Annotated in this window: 18 protein-coding genes, 1 tRNA gene and 1 pseudogene; 10 read left to right on the top strand and 10 right to left on the bottom strand. The window is 60.4% G+C overall.

Going from position 1 to position 17,756, the window contains the following annotated elements:
- Nucleotides 1-183: 183 nt before the first annotated feature.
- Entirely contained in the window at nucleotides 184-1,503 is a 1,320-nt protein-coding gene (locus ACI77D_RS12220) for an OprD family porin (protein WP_064450555.1), read from the bottom strand.
- A 226-nt stretch (nucleotides 1,504-1,729) separates the two neighbouring features.
- Here ACI77D_RS12220 and ACI77D_RS12215 point away from each other — a divergent pair, with 226 nt between their 5' ends.
- From ACI77D_RS12215 to ACI77D_RS12200, 4 genes and pseudogenes are all read left to right on the top strand, one after another.
- Nucleotides 1,730-2,062: a DUF2790 domain-containing protein gene (locus ACI77D_RS12215; protein WP_064450556.1), complete on the top strand. Its 333-nt coding sequence runs from the start codon at nucleotides 1,730-1,732 to the stop codon at nucleotides 2,060-2,062.
- Between the two features lie 104 nt (nucleotides 2,063-2,166).
- Nucleotides 2,167-2,943: pseudogene (locus ACI77D_RS12210) on the top strand (PAS domain-containing protein); the annotation flags it as partial.
- A gap of 108 nt (nucleotides 2,944-3,051) precedes the next feature.
- A complete protein-coding gene (locus tag ACI77D_RS12205) occupies nucleotides 3,052-3,483 on the top strand; it encodes a methyl-accepting chemotaxis protein (RefSeq protein WP_407016642.1) in 432 nt (143 codons plus the stop codon).
- A 60-nt stretch (nucleotides 3,484-3,543) separates the two neighbouring features.
- On the top strand, nucleotides 3,544-4,119 hold the full coding sequence (locus tag ACI77D_RS12200; protein WP_064450558.1) for a flavin reductase family protein: 576 nt from the start codon (nucleotides 3,544-3,546) through the stop codon (nucleotides 4,117-4,119).
- 125 nt (nucleotides 4,120-4,244) lie between these two features.
- Here ACI77D_RS12200 and ACI77D_RS12195 read toward each other — a convergent pair whose 3' ends face one another.
- Complete coding sequence (locus tag ACI77D_RS12195) at nucleotides 4,245-5,054, bottom strand: AraC family transcriptional regulator (RefSeq protein ID WP_064450559.1); 810 nt, start codon at nucleotides 5,052-5,054, stop codon at nucleotides 4,245-4,247.
- A 205-nt stretch (nucleotides 5,055-5,259) separates the two neighbouring features.
- Between ACI77D_RS12195 and ACI77D_RS12190 the strand changes: the two genes are divergently transcribed.
- The 4 genes from ACI77D_RS12190 to ddlA are packed head-to-tail and all read left to right on the top strand — an operon-like array spanning nucleotide 5,260 to nucleotide 7,857.
- Nucleotides 5,260-5,823: a DUF2975 domain-containing protein gene (locus ACI77D_RS12190; RefSeq protein ID WP_064450560.1), complete on the top strand. Its 564-nt coding sequence runs from the start codon at nucleotides 5,260-5,262 to the stop codon at nucleotides 5,821-5,823.
- A 7-nt stretch (nucleotides 5,824-5,830) separates the two neighbouring features.
- Complete coding sequence (locus ACI77D_RS12185) at nucleotides 5,831-6,055, top strand: helix-turn-helix transcriptional regulator (RefSeq protein ID WP_064450561.1); 225 nt, start codon at nucleotides 5,831-5,833, stop codon at nucleotides 6,053-6,055.
- 24 nt (nucleotides 6,056-6,079) lie between these two features.
- The gene (locus ACI77D_RS12180; protein ID WP_064450562.1) at nucleotides 6,080-6,718 is read left to right on the top strand and encodes a LysE family transporter; all 639 of its coding nucleotides are present in this window, start codon (nucleotides 6,080-6,082) and stop codon (nucleotides 6,716-6,718) included.
- A gap of 44 nt (nucleotides 6,719-6,762) precedes the next feature.
- Nucleotides 6,763-7,857 carry a D-alanine--D-alanine ligase gene (gene ddlA / locus ACI77D_RS12175; RefSeq protein WP_064450563.1) on the top strand — a complete coding sequence of 365 codons (1,095 nt, stop codon included), beginning with the start codon at nucleotides 6,763-6,765 and terminating at the stop codon, nucleotides 7,855-7,857.
- Nucleotides 7,858-7,924: 67 nt separating this feature from the next.
- Here ddlA and pgeF read toward each other — a convergent pair whose 3' ends face one another.
- The 8 genes from pgeF to ACI77D_RS12135 form a co-directional block, all read right to left on the bottom strand.
- A complete protein-coding gene (gene pgeF / locus ACI77D_RS12170) occupies nucleotides 7,925-8,647 on the bottom strand; it encodes a peptidoglycan editing factor PgeF (protein WP_407016627.1) in 723 nt (240 codons plus the stop codon).
- Nucleotides 8,648-8,672: 25 nt separating this feature from the next.
- On the bottom strand, nucleotides 8,673-10,502 hold the full coding sequence (gene ggt / locus ACI77D_RS12165) for a gamma-glutamyltransferase (protein WP_407016626.1): 1,830 nt from the start codon (nucleotides 10,500-10,502) through the stop codon (nucleotides 8,673-8,675).
- Between the two features lie 36 nt (nucleotides 10,503-10,538).
- Entirely contained in the window at nucleotides 10,539-11,318 is a 780-nt protein-coding gene (locus ACI77D_RS12160; RefSeq protein ID WP_407016625.1) for a PhzF family phenazine biosynthesis protein, read from the bottom strand.
- Nucleotides 11,319-11,437: 119 nt separating this feature from the next.
- A complete protein-coding gene (locus tag ACI77D_RS12155) occupies nucleotides 11,438-12,271 on the bottom strand; it encodes a DMT family transporter (RefSeq protein ID WP_221293840.1) in 834 nt (277 codons plus the stop codon).
- Nucleotides 12,268-12,834, bottom strand: a complete 567-nt coding sequence (locus ACI77D_RS12150) for a GNAT family N-acetyltransferase (RefSeq protein WP_407016624.1) — start codon at nucleotides 12,832-12,834, stop codon at nucleotides 12,268-12,270. Before ACI77D_RS12150 ends, ACI77D_RS12155 begins: the two co-directional genes overlap by 4 nt.
- 94 nt (nucleotides 12,835-12,928) lie before the next feature.
- A tRNA-Met gene (locus ACI77D_RS12145) sits at nucleotides 12,929-13,005 on the bottom strand.
- Nucleotides 13,006-13,119: 114 nt separating this feature from the next.
- Complete coding sequence (locus ACI77D_RS12140) at nucleotides 13,120-13,377, bottom strand: hypothetical protein (RefSeq protein ID WP_073637335.1); 258 nt, start codon at nucleotides 13,375-13,377, stop codon at nucleotides 13,120-13,122.
- A gap of 395 nt (nucleotides 13,378-13,772) precedes the next feature.
- Nucleotides 13,773-14,324: an RNA polymerase sigma factor gene (locus tag ACI77D_RS12135; protein ID WP_064450581.1), complete on the bottom strand. Its 552-nt coding sequence runs from the start codon at nucleotides 14,322-14,324 to the stop codon at nucleotides 13,773-13,775.
- A gap of 263 nt (nucleotides 14,325-14,587) precedes the next feature.
- On the opposite strand from ACI77D_RS12135, the gene sctW reads away from it, so the two are divergent.
- A complete protein-coding gene (sctW, locus tag ACI77D_RS12130; protein ID WP_407016623.1) occupies nucleotides 14,588-15,661 on the top strand; it encodes a type III secretion system gatekeeper subunit SctW in 1,074 nt (357 codons plus the stop codon).
- Between the two features lie 26 nt (nucleotides 15,662-15,687).
- Nucleotides 15,688-17,751, top strand: coding sequence for a type III secretion system export apparatus subunit SctV (sctV, locus tag ACI77D_RS12125; RefSeq protein WP_259746787.1), 2,064 nt, complete (start codon nucleotides 15,688-15,690; stop codon nucleotides 17,749-17,751).
- Nucleotides 17,752-17,756: the final 5 nt, after the last annotated feature.

Genomic DNA, 17,756 nt, shown 5'->3' with positions numbered 1-17,756 from the left:
AAAAATTCATCTCTTTCCAAAGGAGCTACACAAAAGCTTCAGAGATGAATGTGCTCGGTGCAACTAAGTTGAAGCGAGTATAGGAAGTTCAACTTAACGGGAAGCTGAACCCAATGTTACAGTTTTGATAGTTATCAATTTGTGAGCAGATGTTAGTTAATGGCGAACGAATGTAAGCAATGGTCAAAGTGCCACTAGTGGGTATTCGGCAATCAAGCGAATTTCCTCCAGGTCTGATTCGAAAGCGCTGGAGCGCACGGTGGCCTGGCGCAAACGCAATGACAAATCCTTCAGGCTGCCACTCTGCACCACGTACTTGGCCTCGACGTCCCGCTCCCAGCGACGTTGATCCGTCAGCGGATCGCCTGCCGCATCGCGGCGCATGTACACCGCGTTGGCGTTGCTGTAATCGGCGCCGGTGCCTTTGCCGTAGCGGGTCATGAACGACAGGCCGGGAATGCCGAACGTCTGCATGTCGAGGTCGTAACGCACCATCCACGAGCGCTCCTTGGGCGAGTTGAAGTCGTTGTACTGGATAGAGTTGTTGAGGAAGATCGAGTCCGATTGGCGCAGGTAATCGAAGTCGTCGTCGCCATTATTGCGCTGGTGCGACACGGCCAGGCTGTGGGCGCCGACCTTGACCCCGAGCCTGGCGCTCCAGATGTTGTTATCGAATTCACCCAGCAGTTTTTTGCCTTCGTCCACGGCCTTGTAATAGTTGACGTCGCCGAACAAGGAGACGTCGTCGGTCAGCGGGTACGTGGCGGCACTGCCGACGTAATACTGATCCCAGGCGTCCTTCAAGCGGCTGCTGTACAGGCTGACACTCAGGTGTTTATTGACGGTGTAGTCGCCGCCGAAATAACCGATCCAGGGTGAGTCGACCTTGCCCGCATAGAACGTCGCAAAGCCTTTGTTCATGCCGCTTTCGCTTGGCTGGCTCATGCCGCTCAGGCGCCCACCTTGCAGGCTCAGGCCTTCAAGGCTGGTGTTCTGCGCGGTGACACCGCGAAAGCTTTGCGGCAACAGGCGTGAGTCGCCGGCGGCCACCACCGGCGTGGCGGGGAATACGTCGCCGGCCTTGAAGACCGTGTCCAGCACGCGCAATTTCGCGGCGCCGCCGAATTTGCTGTAGCCGCTTTCGGGGTGGTTATTGCTGTCCACCGGCAGCATGCCGAACGAACCCTTGCCGCCGCTGCGGCCGGTGCCGGAGTCGAGTTTCAGGCCGTACATGGCAAACGCATCCAGGCCAAACCCCACGGTGCCTTGGGTAAAGCCGGATTCGAACTTGCCGATCAAGCCCTGCGCCCAGGCTTCGGAATAGCCGTTGCCCGTGGGGCTGGACTGGCCCTTGCGGTCGTCGCGGTTGAAGTAAAAATTGCGCGCCAGCACGTTCACGCTGCTGCCTTCGATAAAACCTTCGGGCTTGTCCTCCACGGCCACGGCTGCCAGGGGCAGTGCGGCCAGCAATGAAAAGGGAAGGGTGTAGTAAGCAATGCTCATGGTTCGCTCCTCGGTGTTGGCAGTGTTCAGCTTCTTATAGAAGTGGGCGTTTTTATTGATCTGGCCCGGGCTGATAGTTGCAAACAGCGGATAACGACTTCATGGCGTGAACATTACAATTCTGGAAACTCACGGCCACCTAACAAATAAGTAATGGTTTGGTGAACATTCCGTCAGGGTTACTTCATTACGCTCGTCACTGAACTTCTTAGACGAGGAACCTGTCATGAACTTTTATAAAATTGGCCTGGGTGTATTTACTGCAATCCTGTCATTGGGTGCATTGGCCGAAGGCGGCGGTGATCGCACCTTTGCCCTGATGATGGAACGCAATGAGAAAGCCATGGCGGCTTACGCCGAAAAAAAGGGGCAGCCGGCACCCGAGGTACAGGCCTACCGCTATGGCATGGCGCTGGACATTGCCAAGGTGGTCAACGTCACGCCGCCGATCCGTTCGTGCAACCCGGTGCCGTCGCGCATGACCTATGAAGACTCCAGCGGCAAGCTCAATACCCTTGAATATCAAGTGATGGGCGTCTGCCGAAATAATGGTGGTTAACAGAGCCAGAAAAACAGTTGGGCGAGGGGCTAAAAAGCGCTTCAGAAAATCCCGGCAGCGCCGATGCAGGTCAGATCCATCTCCTCAAATATCATCGGTGCCTCATGTTCAACACCCGTTTGAAGCAGGAGCTGTCGGCTCTTCGTGAAGAGTTGTCGAGCTTGCAACAGGTCAAGGAGAGCCTGGAAAGTGAAATGCTGTGCCTGACGCTGGACGCTGAAGGCCGGGTGGAGTGGGCAAATGCCAACTTCCTGCAGGAACTGGCGTACCAGGCCACCAATATCCTGGGGCGCCACATTGATGATCTGGTGCCGGCACACGTGCGTCAGGACGAATTCCAGCTGCGTTTCAAGAATGCCCTGGTGCGCGGCGAACACTTCGCGGGTACCGTGCGGCTGATGCGCGGCAATGGCAAGGAAGCGTGGTTGCGCTCGATCCTGCAACCCGTGCGCAGCTCGGATGGGCGCATCAAGCATTTTTCGATTTACTCAAGCGACCTCACCCGCACCATCGAGGCCTCGCGCGAGCATGAAAACCTGATCACCGCGCTGGTGCGTTCTACGGCGGTCATCGAGTTCGACCTCGGCGGGCATGTGCTGACGGCGAATGACCGGTTCCTCAGCGGCATGGGGTACAGCCTGGCGCAGATTCAGGGCAAACATCACCGGATGTTCTGTGAGCCGCAGGAATACAACAGCGCCGAGTACCAGAACTTCTGGAAGCGTTTGAATGCCGGTGAGTTTGTCGCCGCGCGTTTCAAGCGGGTCGACAGCCATGGCCGCGTGGTCTGGCTGGAAGCCACTTATAACCCGGTGCTGGATGCCAATGATCGCCTGTACAAGGTGGTCAAATTCGCCACGGTAATTACCGACCAGGTCAGCCAGGAACAGGCGGTGGCCGAGGCCGCCAACATTGCCTACAGCACCTCGTTGCAAACCGACAACAGTGCCCAACGAGGCACCACTGTGGTGACGCAGGCGGTGGACGTGATGCGTGATTTGGCCAAGCACATGCAGCAGGCCGGTGATGGCATTGAGGCGCTCAATGCCCAGTCGCAAGTGATCGGCAGCATCGTCAAGACCATCAGCGGCATTGCCGAACAGACCAACCTGCTGGCGCTCAATGCGGCCATCGAAGCGGCGCGCGCGGGTGAGCAGGGCCGTGGTTTTGCAGTGGTTGCCGATGAGGTGCGCCAATTGGCGTCGCGCACCAGCAAGGCCACCGAGGAAATCGTCGGTGTGGTGCGTCAGAACCAGGACATGGCTCGCGATGCGGTGTCCCTGATGACCGAGGGGCGTCTGCAGGCCGAGCAAGGCTTGGCGCTGGCGGCTGAGGCCGGCACGGTGATTGTGGAAATCCAGGACGGTGCGCAAAAAGTGGTGAGCGCAGTCGGGCAGTTCGCCAATCAGCTGTCGAGCTGACCCGTCGGGCTTGTGCTTGAGGTATCGTAGGTTTTTTCTTGCTTGAAGAGCCGACCCTCCATGAGCCCTACTCACTGTCGCCCCGTTCCGCTGTCCAAGGCCTATCGCTTGCTCAATCACGGGCCGACCGTATTGGTGAGCGCAGCCCACGACGGCCGACGCAATATCATGGCCGCTGCCTGGGCCATGCCCCTGGACTTTGAACCGCCGAAAGTCGCGGTGGTGCTGGACAAGGCCACCTGGACCCGGCAATTGCTGGAAGGCGCCGGCACCTTCGTGCTCCAGGTGCCCTGCGTGGCGCAGGCCGATCTGGTGCAGACGGTCGGCAACACCACGGGCGCCGACACGGACAAATTCGCCGCTTACGGTCTGCAAACCTTCCACGGTGAACACACCGACGCGCCGTTGCTGGAGGGCTGCGTGGCGTGGTTGGAATGTCGCCTGTTGCCCGAGCCTCACAACCAGCAGACCTACGATTTATTCCTCGGCGAAGTGCTCGCGGCGTATGCCGACGAACGCGTATTCAGCGAAGGGCACTGGCACTTCGAAGGGCATGACGCGTTGCGCACCTTGCACCATATCGCGGGCGGGAATTTCCTGAGCATCGGCGAGCCGGTTGTCGGGCGCCAGCTGTAAGCCTTGCCTCCCTGCGGCGGCTGCGCACATTGCGCCCGGTGGGGCCGATATTGGAAACAACCTGGATCAAGTGTGGGAGGGAGCTTGCGCCCTCCCACCGTTTTATTGCATTTCCCCTCAGCCAGTCAGCGCCCGAGCATCTTCACCCATCGCGACGGTGGCATGCCGTAGGTGCTGCGAAATTGCCGCGTCATATGGCTCTGGTCGGTGAACCCGGCGGTCAGTGCTGCATCGACCAGCGCTTGGCCTTGGGCCAGCAGGCTACGCACCAGGTCCAAACGCCGCATGGTCAGGTAGCGGTAGGGGCTGGTGCCGAACAGCAACCGAAAATCGCGCGACAATGCCCAGCGGTCACGGCCGCAATGGTCGGCCATCTCATCCAGGGTGATGCTGCGGCCCAAGGCGCTGTGGATAAATTCCCGGGCACGCTCGGCGGCCACGTAATCGAAGGATTTACGGCTGACGATCACGCCCGACGCAGCGCTCAGCGCCTGGGCCAGGTCGTACAGCGCGTCCTGTTCCTGCATCGGGTCAATCGGGCAGTCCAGGCTTTGCAGCAATACCTCGCTGGCGCGGAACAGCCTCGGGTCAGTCGACAGGCCGTTGTGGATAAACGGTAGCGGCCGGCCGCCCAGGATCTGCTGGATCAGCGCCGGCTCCACATAAATCATGCGGTACTTGAAGCCTTCCACACTGCTGGCGCGGCCGTCATGGGTTTCGTCGGGGTGAATCACCATGGTCGTACCGGGCAGGCTGTGGGTCATGCAGCCGCGGTAATGAAAGCTTTGCACGCCAAACAACGTGCGCCCGATGGCGTAGGTGTCATGGCGATGCGGGTCGAACGCGAAGCCGGCAAAGTACGCCTCGATACGATCCAGGCCGCTGGCGTGCGGGGCGCGGTGCAGCCAGTCGAGTGCGGAGGTGGGTTGGCCCATGGTGGTTTGTCACAAATTGAGGTGGAAACACGTTAACCCAGTCTGGCGTGGGTTGTCTGGCGGGGTCTTGAACGATTGTGCGTGCTGGCGGTAGCGCCGGCACAGTGTGTTTTTCAGTTAATACACTGCCATGCGTTAAAAAATGATTGTTTTACGATAATTTATCTATTATTTTTGCGTCCTCCTTCACCCATTGAGGTTGCTTATGAATACCCAACGTCTGGCCCAGCTCAGTCAGCGCATGTCGCTGCTTACCCTTTTGCTGATTGTCGTCATGCTGGTGCTCAATACCTGCGTATGGCTGTTCCCTGTACTGAGTTCTTCTGCCGATGGCCTGGGGTTTGGCTTTGCCTTGAGTGACCGCCTGATCCAGGCACGCAGCGCGCAAGTAGCGCTGCTGCCCTGGTGGCAAATCCTGGGCGCTATTGTGCTTTCCAGCATTCCGTTGCTGGCCCTTGGCGGGGGCTTGAACCATCTTCGTCTATTGTTCCAGAACTACGCCCGTGGCGAGTATTTCTCCCGTGCGGCGGCGCAGCATTTGGGCAAGGTGGGGCGGGCGGTTGCGGTGTGGGTGCTGCTGGACTTTTTATGCGAGCCGTTGCTCAGTGTCTGGGTCACGATGAATGAGCCGGTCGGCCAGCGGTTTATCACGTTAAGTGTCACCGCGCCAAGCTTCGTCGCCTTGTTTCTCGCTGCCTGTATCGCGGTAATCGCGCGTATCCTGTGGCAGGCCAGTGAAGTGGATTCTGAAAACCGCACTTTTGTTTGAGATTGACATGCCCATTGTGATTGAACTGGACGTTATGCTTGCCCGGCGCAAGGTCAAATCCAAAGACCTGGCAGCCGCTATCGGGATTACCGAACAGAACCTGTCGTTGCTCAAACAAGGCAAGGTCAAGGGCATACGGCTGGGTACGCTGGATGCGATCTGCGCCTATCTGGACTGTCAGCCCGGCGACCTGTTGGTGCACACACCGGAGCCGGCGGCCGAACAGGCTTAACCACTTGCCAAGAGGGATCGTCCAATGCAGTTCTTCGACTTGCCGTATGCCGCGCCGTTATTGGCGCTGGGGCTGCTTTGGACGGTCGCGGTGGTGACGCCGGGGCCCAACTTTTTCAACACCGCCCAACTGGCGGCAAGTTGCTCGCGTCGGCATGGCGTGGTGGCGTCGGCCGGGGTGGCGACGGGGACGGTGATATGGGGGCTGGCGGGCGGCTTGGGCATCAAGTCGCTGTTCACCGCCGCGCCCATGCTCTATCTGGCGTTCAAGCTCATCGGCGGCTGCTACCTGATTTACCTGGGGCTGAAACTGTTCAAGCGTTCGGCGCCCTCGATGAGCCAGACGCTATTGCCTGCCGAACCCCGGCGCTCGCTGTTTTCCGCCTGGCGCTTCGGCTTGCTGGGCAACTTGTCCAACCCCAAGGCCGCGTTGTTCGTCACCACGGCCTTCGCCTCGACTATGCCGCCTTCACCGTCCCCCACATTGTTGGCCCTGGCGGTAATCACCATGGCCACGTTGTCATTCAGCTGGTACACAAGCGTGGCCCTGGTGTTTTCCAGTGAACGGATGGCCAACGTCTATGGCCGTTCGCGCAAGTGGCTCGACCGGTTCGCCGGTGGTTGCTATGTGCTGTTCGGCGCACATCTGGTAGCGAATCGCTGACGGCTCATGGTAAGAAGCCTTACTTTCAACAGTGAGGCCGAGTCATGAGCAAGGTGCGGGTAGGTATTATTTTTGGTGGCCGTTCGGCCGAGCACGAGGTCTCGCTGCAATCGGCGCGCAATATCGTCGATGCACTGGACCGCTCGCGTTTCGAACCCATCCTGATCGGCATCGACAAGGCCGGCCACTGGCACCTCAACGACACCTCAAACTTCCTGATCAACCAGGAAAACCCGGCCTTGATCGCCCTGAACCAATCCAATCGTGAACTGGCGGTGGTGCCAGGCAAGGCCAGTCAGCAAGTGGTGGAAACGTCCGGTCAGGGTTTGCTGGAACACATCGACGTGATCTTCCCCATCGTCCACGGCACCCTTGGCGAAGACGGCTGCCTGCAAGGCCTGCTGCGCATGGCCGACCTGCCGTTTGTGGGCTCCGACGTGCTCGGTTCGGCGGTGTGCATGGACAAGGACATCAGCAAGCGCCTGCTGCGCGATGCCGGGATTGCCGTCACCCCGTTCATCACCCTGACCCGTCGCAACGCGGCGCGTACATCCTTTGATACGGCCGTGAGCACGCTCGGCTTGCCGATGTTCGTCAAACCCGCCAACCAGGGTTCCTCGGTGGGTGTGAGTAAAGTTGGCAACGAAGCTGAGTACCACGCCGCCGTCGAACTGGCCCTGGGCTTTGATGAAAAAGTGCTGGTGGAGTCCGCCGTCCAGGGCCGCGAAATCGAATGCGCCGTGCTGGGCAATGACAGCCCTGTCGCCAGTGGCTGCGGCGAGATCGTGGTGAGCAACGGGTTTTATTCCTACGACAGCAAATACATCGACGGCCAGGCCGCCCAAGTGGTGGTGCCGGCCGATATCAGCCCTGAAGCCAGCGAGCGCATTCGCCACCTGGCCATCGAAGCGTTTGAGGTATTGGGCTGCGCCGGGTTGGCGCGGGTCGATGTGTTTCTCACTGGCGACGGTGAAGTGCTGATCAACGAAATCAACTCGCTGCCCGGCTTCACCCGCATCAGCATGTACCCCAAGCTGTGGCAGGCGGCGGGGATGAGTTACAGCGACTTGGTGAGCCGGTTGATTGAGCTGGCGCTGGAGCGGCACGCGGGGCGTAAGGGCTTGAAGATCAGCCGCTGAGTGTTCAAGGCCTGACGCGGTCCCGTGTGGCGAGCGGGCTTGCCTCGCCACAAGAGTCGCGTGTTCTTCAGGGGCTACGAACGATCCACGAATAGATCAAGGTCTTCGCCTCTTGCGGGTGATGAGTTCTTCGGCGGTAGCTGGCGAAGGTGGGGGATGTGCAATAAGTGCACACCTCACTGACGTCGATCTGTTCACGCTGCACCCCCGCCGCGTGCAACAGCATCACCCCATAGCCGCTCAAGTCAAACCAGGCACTTCCCGCTTGCCTCGCGTAGGGCGGTGCAATCTCCGGTGCCAGCAACGGCGCCGGTTGCTCGAAGCGCCACGGTGCCTGACCGGCATGCCACAAGTGACCCTGCTCCGCCTGAAACTGCGCAATAAATCCCTCGCTCACTTCATAGCAGCACGGTTTGATCGATGGCCCGATAGCCACCTGCAACTGGTCCACCGCAATCCCTTGAGCGGCAAATTGCTGCACGGCGTTGGCGATGATCCCGCCCTGCAACCCCTTCCAGCCGCCATGCATCGCCGCCACCATGGCAGCGCTTTTTGCAGTGATCAGAATGGGCAGGCAATCAGCGGTAATCACTGCGATCGGCTGATGCTCGCGTGTGAACACGCCATCCGCCTCGATCGTATTGGCCACCTGATCCGCCTGCCATTCAATCACCGACGCACTGTGTACCTGCTTGCAGATGAACACGTCATCCGGGCGCAGTGGATCATTGATCGAACAAAAGCCGTGTTCGACGCCGGGGATGGCGTCAAGATTATCTGCCTGCTGCACCGCGCGCGCTCCCTTGGATAAATACTCAGTCGCCGATCGCTTCGCCTTCACGCCGAGGGTCTGCCCCGCCGCTCAGCGACACCTTGCCTTGGGCATCCCGCGTGCGAACGATGGCCTGGATGCCGCTGGTCATATCGATCTCGCTCAGCGCATGGCCCTTGTCCTTGAGTGCCTGTTTCAACGCCGGGCTGAACAGACCTTGCTCCAGTTCTGTCGCGCCGTTGCGGCTGCCGAAGTTGGGCAGGCTGATGGCGGCTTGCGGGTCGAGGTTCCAGTCGAGCATCGCCACCAGGGATTTGCTCACGTACTCGATGATCTGCGAACCACCCGGTGAGCCCACCGTGGCCAGCAACTCGCCGCTCTTGCGGTCGAACACCAACGTTGGCGCCATGGCCGAGCGTGGGCGCTTGCCGGGCTCGACGCGGTTGGCCACCGGTTGGCCGTTTTCTTCGGGGATGAACGAGAAGTCGGTCATCTGGTTGTTCAGCAAAAAGCCCTGGACCATCACATGGGAGCCGAACGCCGCTTCCACCGTGGTGGTCATCGACACGGCGCCGCCCTGGTCATCCACCGCGACCACTTGCGAAGTGGAGATGCGCAGCGGCGAGCGGTCCGGCGCGTACGCCACCTGGATGCCCGCAGGCTGGCCCGGTGTGGCGATGCCCATGCTGCGTGCGCCGATCAGCGCGGCGCGTTTGGCCAGGTAGTCGGGAGCGACGAGGCCGGCGACCGGCACCGGCACGAAGTCGGCGTCGGCCACGTACAGCCCACGGTCAGCGAAGGCCAGGCGGCCGGCTTCGGCCATCAGGTGCACGGCTTCGGGTGTGGGCTCAAGGCCGGCAGGCGAGGCACTCTTGACCGGTTTCATCGGTGCGATGGCCAAGCGTGGGTCGCGGGCTTCTACGGCCTGTAACGTGCCGAGGATCTGCGCCACCGCAATTCCGCCTGACGACGGCGGTGGCATGCCGCACACCTGGTATTGCTTGTAGTCGGTGCACAGCGGCGTGCGTTCCTTGGCGGTGTAAGCCTTGAGGTCCGCTTGCGACAGGCTGCCCGCATTGCGGTTGCCCTGAACCTTGCGCGCAATCTCGTCGGCGATTGGCCCGTGGTACAGCGCGTCCGGTCCTTCCTTGGCAATGCGTTTGAACACGGCGGCCAGCGCCGGGTTCTTCAGCAGCGTGCCGGTGGCTTTAGGCGTGCCATCGGCATTCAGAAAATAGGCCGCCATGTCGGGTGATTGCGGGATGAAACGGTCGGCGGCGATCAACGCGTGCAAGCGTGGAGAAATCGCGAAGCCTTGCTCCGACAGACGAATCGCGGGTTCAAACAGCTTGGCCCATTGCAAGTGCCCGGTCTTCTTGTGTGCCATCTCCAGGGCACGCAAGACCCCGGGTGTACCGACCGAGCGACCGCCAATTTGCGCATCGGTAAACGCCATCGGCGTGCCGTCGGCCTTCAGGAACAAGCGCTCAGTTGCACCGGCCGGTGCCGTTTCGCGGCCGTCATACGCGTGCACGGTTTTCCCGTCCCAGAGCATGATGAACGCGCCGCCGCCGATGCCGGATGACTGCGGTTCCACCAGGGTCAACACAGCCTGCATCGCAATCGCCGCGTCAATCGCCGACCCGCCCTGGCGCAACATCTCGCGCCCGGCTTCGGCCGCCAGTGGGTTGGCGGCGGCGGCCATATGGCGCTCGGCGTGGCGGGTGGTGAGGTCGGTGCGATAACCCGAACCCAACTCCGGTGCCGGCGGCTGTTCATTGACAGGGGTGTGACAGCCAGCCAGGGCGAGGGCTGCGGCAATCATCGACAGTTGACGGCGGGAAATCGAAAACACGCGTTGAACTCCGTTCATTTTGAGAATGATCTGTTGTCCTTGGGAAAGTGCTTTTTACAGGTAAATCGTGCCTTGCAGGTAGAGCGCTGCGTGGCCGGAGATAATCACCCGGTCGCCTTTGAGCTCACAACGCAGTTGCCCACGGCGGTTGCCACCCTGTTCGGCGGTCAATCGCGACTGGCCCAAACGCTCGCTCCAGAACGGTGCCAACGAGGTGTGGGCAGACCCGGTCACCGGGTCTTCGTTGACACCCACGTTGGGGCCAAACCAGCGGGAAATGAAATCAAAGCGCGTGCTTTTGGCCGTTACCGCAATCCCCCGTTTGGGCAGGCCCTTGAGGCGTGCGAAGTCCGGCGTCAGGGCGGCGACCTGGGCTTCGTCGTCGACCAGAACGATGTAGTCATCGGTGGCAAATACCTCGGCGTGCTCGACCCCCAATGCGCTCAACATGCCGGCTGGTGGTTCGCAGCGCTGGGGTTGTTTGGCCGGGAAGTCCATTGCCAACTCATCGCCATTGCGCGTCACGCGAAGCTCGCCGCTGCGGGTGGCAAAGCGCAACACTTCAGGTGCGCCCGGCAACTGGTGAATCAACACCCACGCTGCTGCCAGCGTGGCATGGCCGCACAGGTCGACTTCAACTTCCGGTGTAAACCAGCGCAACTCATAGACCTCGCCACGCGGCACGAAAAACGCGGTTTCCGAGAGGTTGTTCTCCGCGGCGATGTTGTGCAATTGCTCGGTGGGCAGCCACTCGGTGAGCGGGCAGACGGCCGCCGGGTTACCGCCAAAGGCCTGTTGGCTGAAAGCATCGACTTGGTAGATGTCCAATTTCATCGCAGGCGCTCCATGTGAGGGGAGGCTGGACACTAGCAGTGGGGTCGCGGGAGCGTCAAAGTACAGATGGCGCCTTTTTTTGAGCGCATGAGTCTGAGCTGCGCAGCGACGAGCCGCGCTCAACCCAGGCGCAACACCATCGCCCCGGCGGCAATGATGCACGCGGCAACGATGCGAACTCGCGTGAGAGGCTCTTTGAGCACCCACGCTGAAATCACCACGCCGAACAGGATCGACGTTTCCCTAAGTGCCGAAACACTGGCGATCGGTGCCTGCGTCATTGCCCACAGGGCCAGGCCGTATGACGCCACGGTGCCTGCGCCCCCAACGATGCCAAGCCGCCAATGACGCGCGACGTAATCACAAAACACCGCACGCCGCGTCACTAACGCCCACGTGGCAAGCGGGATGCCGGTCAGCAGGAAAATCCACAGGGTGTAAGCCGCCGGCGCGCCGGACGTGCGCACGCCCAAACCATCAATCAGGGTGTAACCGGCAATCACACCGGCGTTGATCAGTGCCAGGACCAAGCCTTTTCTGTGCCCTGCCGAAGGCGCGGCGGCCATGCTCAAGATGCCGAGTGAGATCACTGCGATCCCAAACCAGGCGAACGTCGACAGCGGTTCAGACAGCGCAAACACACTCACCGTCGCCACCAGCAGCGGCGCGGTGCCGCGCATGATCGGATAGGTCTGGCTCATATCGGCAATGCGGTACGTTGAGGCGACCAGCACGAAATACAGCACCTGGAACAGCACCGATACGCCGAGGTACGGCCAGCTCTCTTTCGCCGGCAGCACCAGAAAAGGGACGGCCGCCAACGCGATCAACGAGGCGACGGCGGCGATCATGCAGGTGGTCAACAGCGTGTCGACGCCGCCTTTGACCACGGCGTTCCAGGTGGCATGAAGTGCGGCACCCAGCAGGATGATCGCGAAGACGGTGAGGCTCATGCGTCGCGGTTTGCGCTGTTGATCAGCGACGTCAACACGTGGTCCGCCCACTCGCCGTTAATCTTGAGATAGGCCCGCGCTGCACCCTCGCGCTCGAACCCCAGCCGTTTGAGCAAGCGCGCACTGCGCTCATTCTCCGGCCGGTAGTTGGCCATGATGCGATGAAGCTTCATCTCGTCGAACACATAGGCAATCGCGGCGTTCAGTGCTTCGTGCATCAACCCCTGGCCCTGAGCCGACTCGTCGAGTGCATAACCCAGATGGCACGCTTCGAATGCGCCACGCACGATGGTGGTGAAGTTACAGCTGCCGATGATGTGCCCCTCGCGCAGTATCAGCAGGTGCAAGGCTTCGCCGCTGGCGGTTTTCTCGGCCATGGTTGCCAGGCGTTGGCTGATCGCAGCCAGTTCGAAATACTCGTCGTCGCGCGAGGGTTCCCAGGGTTGGAGGAACGCGCGGTTGGCCACAAGGTGCGCGCGCAGGGTGCCCGCGTGGGAGGGGTGGGCCGCTTGCAGCAACAGCCGTTCGGTGCTGATGCCGCGGGTGGGGAATTGAGGGTTCACGTATCGCCTCCTTGGGGTTGGGGCGAGTATGCCTCAGGGCTTTTCTGGAGGCATAAAAAAACGGCCTACCTTTCGGTAAGCCGTTTTTAGTACTTGGTGGCTACACAGGGACTTGAACCCCGGACCCCAGCATTATGAATGCTATGCTCTAACCAACTGAGCTATGTAGCCAAGTGGCGCGCATTATTCGCGTAGAACGGGAATGCGTCAAGCACTTTTGTTGAAAATTTTTCTACGCTTTCAACTGTTTAACCAGAATTGCCGGTTCTGGCGACGAGTGGCTTGTCATTCGTGCGTCGGCTGGGCCGTGCGCGGGTGCAGGCTTTCAATCGAGCGGTCGATCACGGTCTTGGCCATTTCCAGCAAGTGCCATACGGCGTGGATCCTGGCGCGGTCGTGGGGTGGCAGGTGGTCACCGCAGTCGAGGACGGTGGCGCTGGCGCTGTGGATCAGGTGGGAAAGGTAGAGCTGGGCGTCTTCGAAGCTGAGGTTTTCGTTGACGACGAGGCAGTCTGCGGGTGGGTCGGGGAGTGCTTTGGTCATGGTGTAACTCCAGTCTAATTTAACGAAGTTGTCACCTATTGATTTTGGGCTGCTAAACCCTCGCCGCTCTTACGTGGCGGATCGTAGGTTAGTCAGCTGGTTACGCCGGAACAACCCAAAAACGCTCTTCAGGAAACGTCCTGCAATTTAAAGAGACTTACCCTGCTGGCCCTTTACAAGCGATGTCGTTAACGCCCTCGTAGGGTAGATGCTCAGGAGCAGGCACCGGGCAATAGGGGGATGATTACCAGGGTGTGCTTCGGGCAGAGGCTTGATGTTGGCGGGATCATTGCGGCGCGGCGCGGGCCGCTGGTGGTCTGGTTGTCACGTACGCAAAAGGTCTGAAGTCGGTTGGGCAGATATCCCTGCCGCCCAACGCTTGCCCTCAGGGCTGTTTACGGGTGCAGCGGGTTGTGCGTGACGCGTTTGAGGTGTTCACGCGCCCGTGACAGGCGTGAGCGAACGGTGCCGATGGGGATGTCCAACACGTCGGCAGTGTCCTGATAGCTGCCGTCGGTTTCCAGCGAGGCGTACAACGTCCTGCGCATTTCTGTCGGCAGGTGGTCGATGGCGCTCAGGGTTTTCTCCAGCCGGCGGTTGACCTCGAATTCCCAATCCAGGTTGTTGTTTTCCTCTTGGCCGTGCCACAGCGACTCATCGAATTCGCAATGCACCGGTTTGGCATACATGCGCCGAAAATGGTTGCGGATCAGGTTTTGCGCAATGCCGCACATCCAGGTGCTGAGGGTGGCCTGGCCACTGAACCGCTCCCGGTTACGCCAGGCTTCCAGGTACGTCAGTTGCAGGATGTCGTCTGCATCTTCGGGGTTGAGTACGCGTTTATGGATAAAACGTCGGAGTTTCTTCTGCTGGTCGTCCGTCAGTTCGAGCATGAATTGAGGCGAGCCGCCAACGAGCTGCGCTAAAGCTTCAATAGGGATATTCACGATTTTTTCCTCAGGGTAGACGCTATCGAAATAATTTCGACGGGAACCCCTTTAGCACTGGCTGTGCCAAGCGAAAAAATCATGCAACTTGCTGATTTAATTATATAAATATTTTGAAATAAGGCGTTTTTGCGCAGTTTTTTGCAAAAGGCTTGCTCGCTTCGTGCCGGTTTTTTCAGAAAACCGCGATGGAGGGATTTCGATGGAACCGTATGGCACCGGCTTGCCACATAGGGACACAAACTTCCTGTCCCGGCACGCCCATGAAAGTCGAATTCAACCATGATCTGCACAAAGTCCAGAGCCTGGAACAGCCTGCACCTGAGAAGGCCGCCCACGTCCGAGCGCAAGTCGCCGCACCGGGTATCGACGAGCTCGCGAGCATTTTCAGCCAGGAAGTGGCGCTCACCAGCAAGGCACTGAACCAGCGTGCGATGGGCGTGCGTGTGACCCCAACCGAACAGCTTGCGCAACTCTATGATCAGTTGGGGCACCCCGCTCAGGCGAGCCTGGCAGCCATCACTCGCCAAGTCAGGCAGCACTTGCAGCAGCAGCCGAGTGTGGAAAAGTTGTTGGACCTCACGGGGGGCGACCCGGCGCGTACGTATGTGGTGCTGCGGCAGATTACGGCCCAGGCAGAAGCGGAGGTGCGCAAGACGGAAGCCGCGCTGGCACGTGATGCACTGGCCAAGCTGGAAATTCGCTACAAGCGGGAAATCCAGGCGGGCCTCAATATCGCGATGGCGTTGCAGGCCAATAGTGATGATCCGCAGGAGCGCCAGGCGGTGCGTGCGCTGTACTACGCCAATGTGGTCGTGCGCCAGTCGCTGGCCAGCATGATGCAGGCGCTGTTGGGCCTGTACGGCGGTGAGCAGTTTTCGGGCGGGCTCAACATCATGCGCCGGGCCTTGGCAGATGATATTGCGGCCTGTGCCTCGTCCCTTCCGACAGCCAAGTTGCGCACGCTGCTGTTGGGCCTGCAAAGCTGCGGTCAATTGGGTGGCGTGTTGTCCAGTTGTCGCACGCTGATCCAGCGTCTGAAGGTTGAACACGACGCCGTTATCCTGTTGCAGCGTCTGTTGGGGTACGCCGGTAATGGCATCGCCCCATCCGAGGTCCAGCGGCTGGCGGATGAGTTGGCGGGCGTCGAATCGGCCAGCCAATTGGCCTCGCTCAATGCGGTCTACCCGGTGCTCAAAACATTGCCCATGGCGTTGTGGCGTGACACGCGGGGGCGCCAGGAGGGCCTGCACAACTTTTTGCTGGTGATGGATGAGTTCACCCGCCTGGAGAACGGCCAGGCGCGCCTTGGCAGTGATCCGAGGACATTGGCGTGATCGTCCTGGCGACCCTCAACCGCTGGATGCTCAAGGCTGCACAACGTGCCGAAGTCCTTGGTGCGGTGGTGGTGTTGGCCATCGTGTTCATTTTTATCGTGCCGTTGCCCACCTGGCTGGTGGATATCCTCATCGCACTCAACATCTGCATTTCCTGCCTGTTGATTGTGCTGGCGCTCTACCTGCCGGGGCCGTTGGCGTTTTCTTCGTTTCCGTCGATCCTGCTGTTGACCACGATGTTTCGCCTGGCGCTGTCGATTGCGACCACGCGCCTGATCCTGCTGGAACAGGACGCTGGCGATATCGTCGAGGCATTCGGCAATTTCGTGGTGGGCGGCAACCTGGCGGTAGGGTTGGTGATCTTCATGATCCTCACCCTGGTCAACTTCCTGGTGATTACCAAGGGTTCGGAGCGGGTTGCCGAAGTGGCGGCGCGCTTCAGCCTGGACGCGATGCCCGGCAAACAGATGTCCATCGACAGCGACTTGCGTGCAGGCTTGATCGACGGCGTGCAGGCGCGCGACAAGCGTGACCAGTTGTCCCGTGAGAGCCAGCTGTTCGGGGCCATGGACGGGGCCATGAAGTTCGTCAAGGGCGATGCCATCGCCGGCTTGGTGATCGTGTTGATCAACCTGCTGGGCGGCTTCTCCACCGGCATGTTCCAGCACGGAATGAGCGCCGCCGACTCCATCGCCTTGTATTCGGTGCTGACCATCGGCGACGGTCTGATTGCGCAGATTCCCGCGCTGCTGATCTCGTTGACGGCCGGCATGATCATCACCCGCGTGGCACCCGATGGACGCAAGGGCATCACCAACATGGGCACCGAAATTGCCCGCCAGATGACCAGCGAACCCAAGAGCTGGATGATCGCTTCGGTCGGGATGCTCGCGTTTGCGGCGTTGCCCGGCATGCCCACGCTGGTGTTCATCCTGATTGCGCTGATCACCGGCTGCCTGGGTTTTTACCTGGTGCGCCAGCGTCAACGCCAGGAACAGGAAGAGGCCGGCGCCACCGTCGAGATGGCGCCGGAAGAGAACGGGTTTGTGGACTTGCGAGGGTTTGATCCCTCGCGGCCCTACCTCTTGCAGTTTCCGCCCGTGCTGCGTGGCACAGACGTGGTGGTAGAGCTCATGCACGAGATTCGCAAAGCGCGTAACGGCATCGTCGCCAGGATTGGCTTGACCCTTCCGCCGTTTGAGGTCGAGTTCGACGCCTCCCTGGCCGACGATGAAATGCGTTTTTGCGTGCATGAAGTGCCGATGGTCAAGGCCACCCAAGGCCATCGAGTGGCGGTCGCGCGCTCGACCTTGAAAGACGAACCGGACAGCGGCGTGCCGGGGCTGCCCGAGCGTGAGGAACAGGATTGGGTGTGGCTGGCCGCCGATCATCCGCTGCTCGACGATCCGCAGCTTGAGCGCTTCAGCGCCTTGAGCTTGATCGTTGAGCGCATGACCCAATCGATGATGCTCAGCGGGCCGCAGTTTCTCGGGATCCAGGAGAGCAAGTCGATCCTCGGCTGGCTTGAAAGCAATCAACCCGAGCTGGTTCAGGAGCTGCAGCGCATCATGCCGTTGTCGCGCTTTTCGGCGGTGTTGCAGCGCCTGGCCAGCGAAGGTGTGCCGCTGCGCGCCGTGCGGCTGATTGTCGAATCGTTGATCGAGTATGGCCAGCACGAGCGTGAGCCGGAGGCCTTGGCCGATTACGCGCGCATTGCGCTCAAGTCGCAGATCTTTCACCAGTACAGCGAGACAGACGGCTTGCACGCCTGGCTGCTGGCGCCGCAGACCGAGAACATCCTGCGTGAGGCGTTGCGCCAGACGCAGACCGGAGTGTTTTTTGCGCTCGACAATGACAGCAGCGCGGCGCTGGTCAGCTTGCTCAACCAGGCCTTTACCCTGCGACCCAAGACTAAAAGCGTGATGCTGGTGGCGCAGGATCTGCGCAGCCCCTTGCGCACTCTGTTGCTTGAAGAATTCAACCATGTGCCGGTGCTGTCCTTCGCCGAATTGGGCAGCACCTCCAAGGTAAAAGTGCTGGGGCGTTTCGACCTTGCCCAGGACGCGTTGATGCGCGGGGCGTTGGCATGAATACG

The organism is Pseudomonas sp. O39, from assembly GCF_045447295.1.
GTDB classification, from domain to species: domain Bacteria; phylum Pseudomonadota; class Gammaproteobacteria; order Pseudomonadales; family Pseudomonadaceae; genus Aquipseudomonas; species Aquipseudomonas antarctica_A.
The sequence above is the reverse complement of the archived record's forward strand: the minus strand, read 5'-3'. Positions and strand labels throughout refer to the sequence as shown.

Excerpts from the sequence above, each read along its gene's own strand:
- sctW (WP_407016623.1), top strand. The coding sequence starts at position 14,588 with ATGAAAGTCGAATTCAACCATGATCTGCACAAAGTCCAGAGCCTGGAA.
- ACI77D_RS12215 (WP_064450556.1), top strand. The coding sequence starts at position 1,730 with ATGAACTTTTATAAAATTGGCCTGGGTGTATTTACTGCAATCCTGTCA.
- ACI77D_RS12205 (WP_407016642.1), top strand. The coding sequence starts at position 3,052 with ATGCGTGATTTGGCCAAGCACATGCAGCAGGCCGGTGATGGCATTGAG.
- ACI77D_RS12180 (WP_064450562.1), top strand. The coding sequence starts at position 6,080 with ATGCAGTTCTTCGACTTGCCGTATGCCGCGCCGTTATTGGCGCTGGGG.
- ggt (WP_407016626.1), bottom strand. The coding sequence starts at position 10,502 with ATGAACGGAGTTCAACGCGTGTTTTCGATTTCCCGCCGTCAACTGTCG.
- ddlA (WP_064450563.1), top strand. The coding sequence starts at position 6,763 with ATGAGCAAGGTGCGGGTAGGTATTATTTTTGGTGGCCGTTCGGCCGAG.
- ACI77D_RS12200 (WP_064450558.1), top strand. The coding sequence starts at position 3,544 with ATGAGCCCTACTCACTGTCGCCCCGTTCCGCTGTCCAAGGCCTATCGC.
- ACI77D_RS12160 (WP_407016625.1), bottom strand. The coding sequence starts at position 11,318 with ATGAAATTGGACATCTACCAAGTCGATGCTTTCAGCCAACAGGCCTTT.
- ACI77D_RS12140 (WP_073637335.1), bottom strand. The coding sequence starts at position 13,377 with ATGACCAAAGCACTCCCCGACCCACCCGCAGACTGCCTCGTCGTCAAC.
- ACI77D_RS12195 (WP_064450559.1), bottom strand. The coding sequence starts at position 5,054 with ATGGGCCAACCCACCTCCGCACTCGACTGGCTGCACCGCGCCCCGCAC.
- ACI77D_RS12185 (WP_064450561.1), top strand. The coding sequence starts at position 5,831 with ATGCCCATTGTGATTGAACTGGACGTTATGCTTGCCCGGCGCAAGGTC.
- ACI77D_RS12190 (WP_064450560.1), top strand. The coding sequence starts at position 5,260 with ATGAATACCCAACGTCTGGCCCAGCTCAGTCAGCGCATGTCGCTGCTT.
- ACI77D_RS12220 (WP_064450555.1), bottom strand. The coding sequence starts at position 1,503 with ATGAGCATTGCTTACTACACCCTTCCCTTTTCATTGCTGGCCGCACTG.
- ACI77D_RS12155 (WP_221293840.1), bottom strand. The coding sequence starts at position 12,271 with ATGAGCCTCACCGTCTTCGCGATCATCCTGCTGGGTGCCGCACTTCAT.
- sctV (WP_259746787.1), top strand. The coding sequence starts at position 15,688 with ATGCTCAAGGCTGCACAACGTGCCGAAGTCCTTGGTGCGGTGGTGGTG.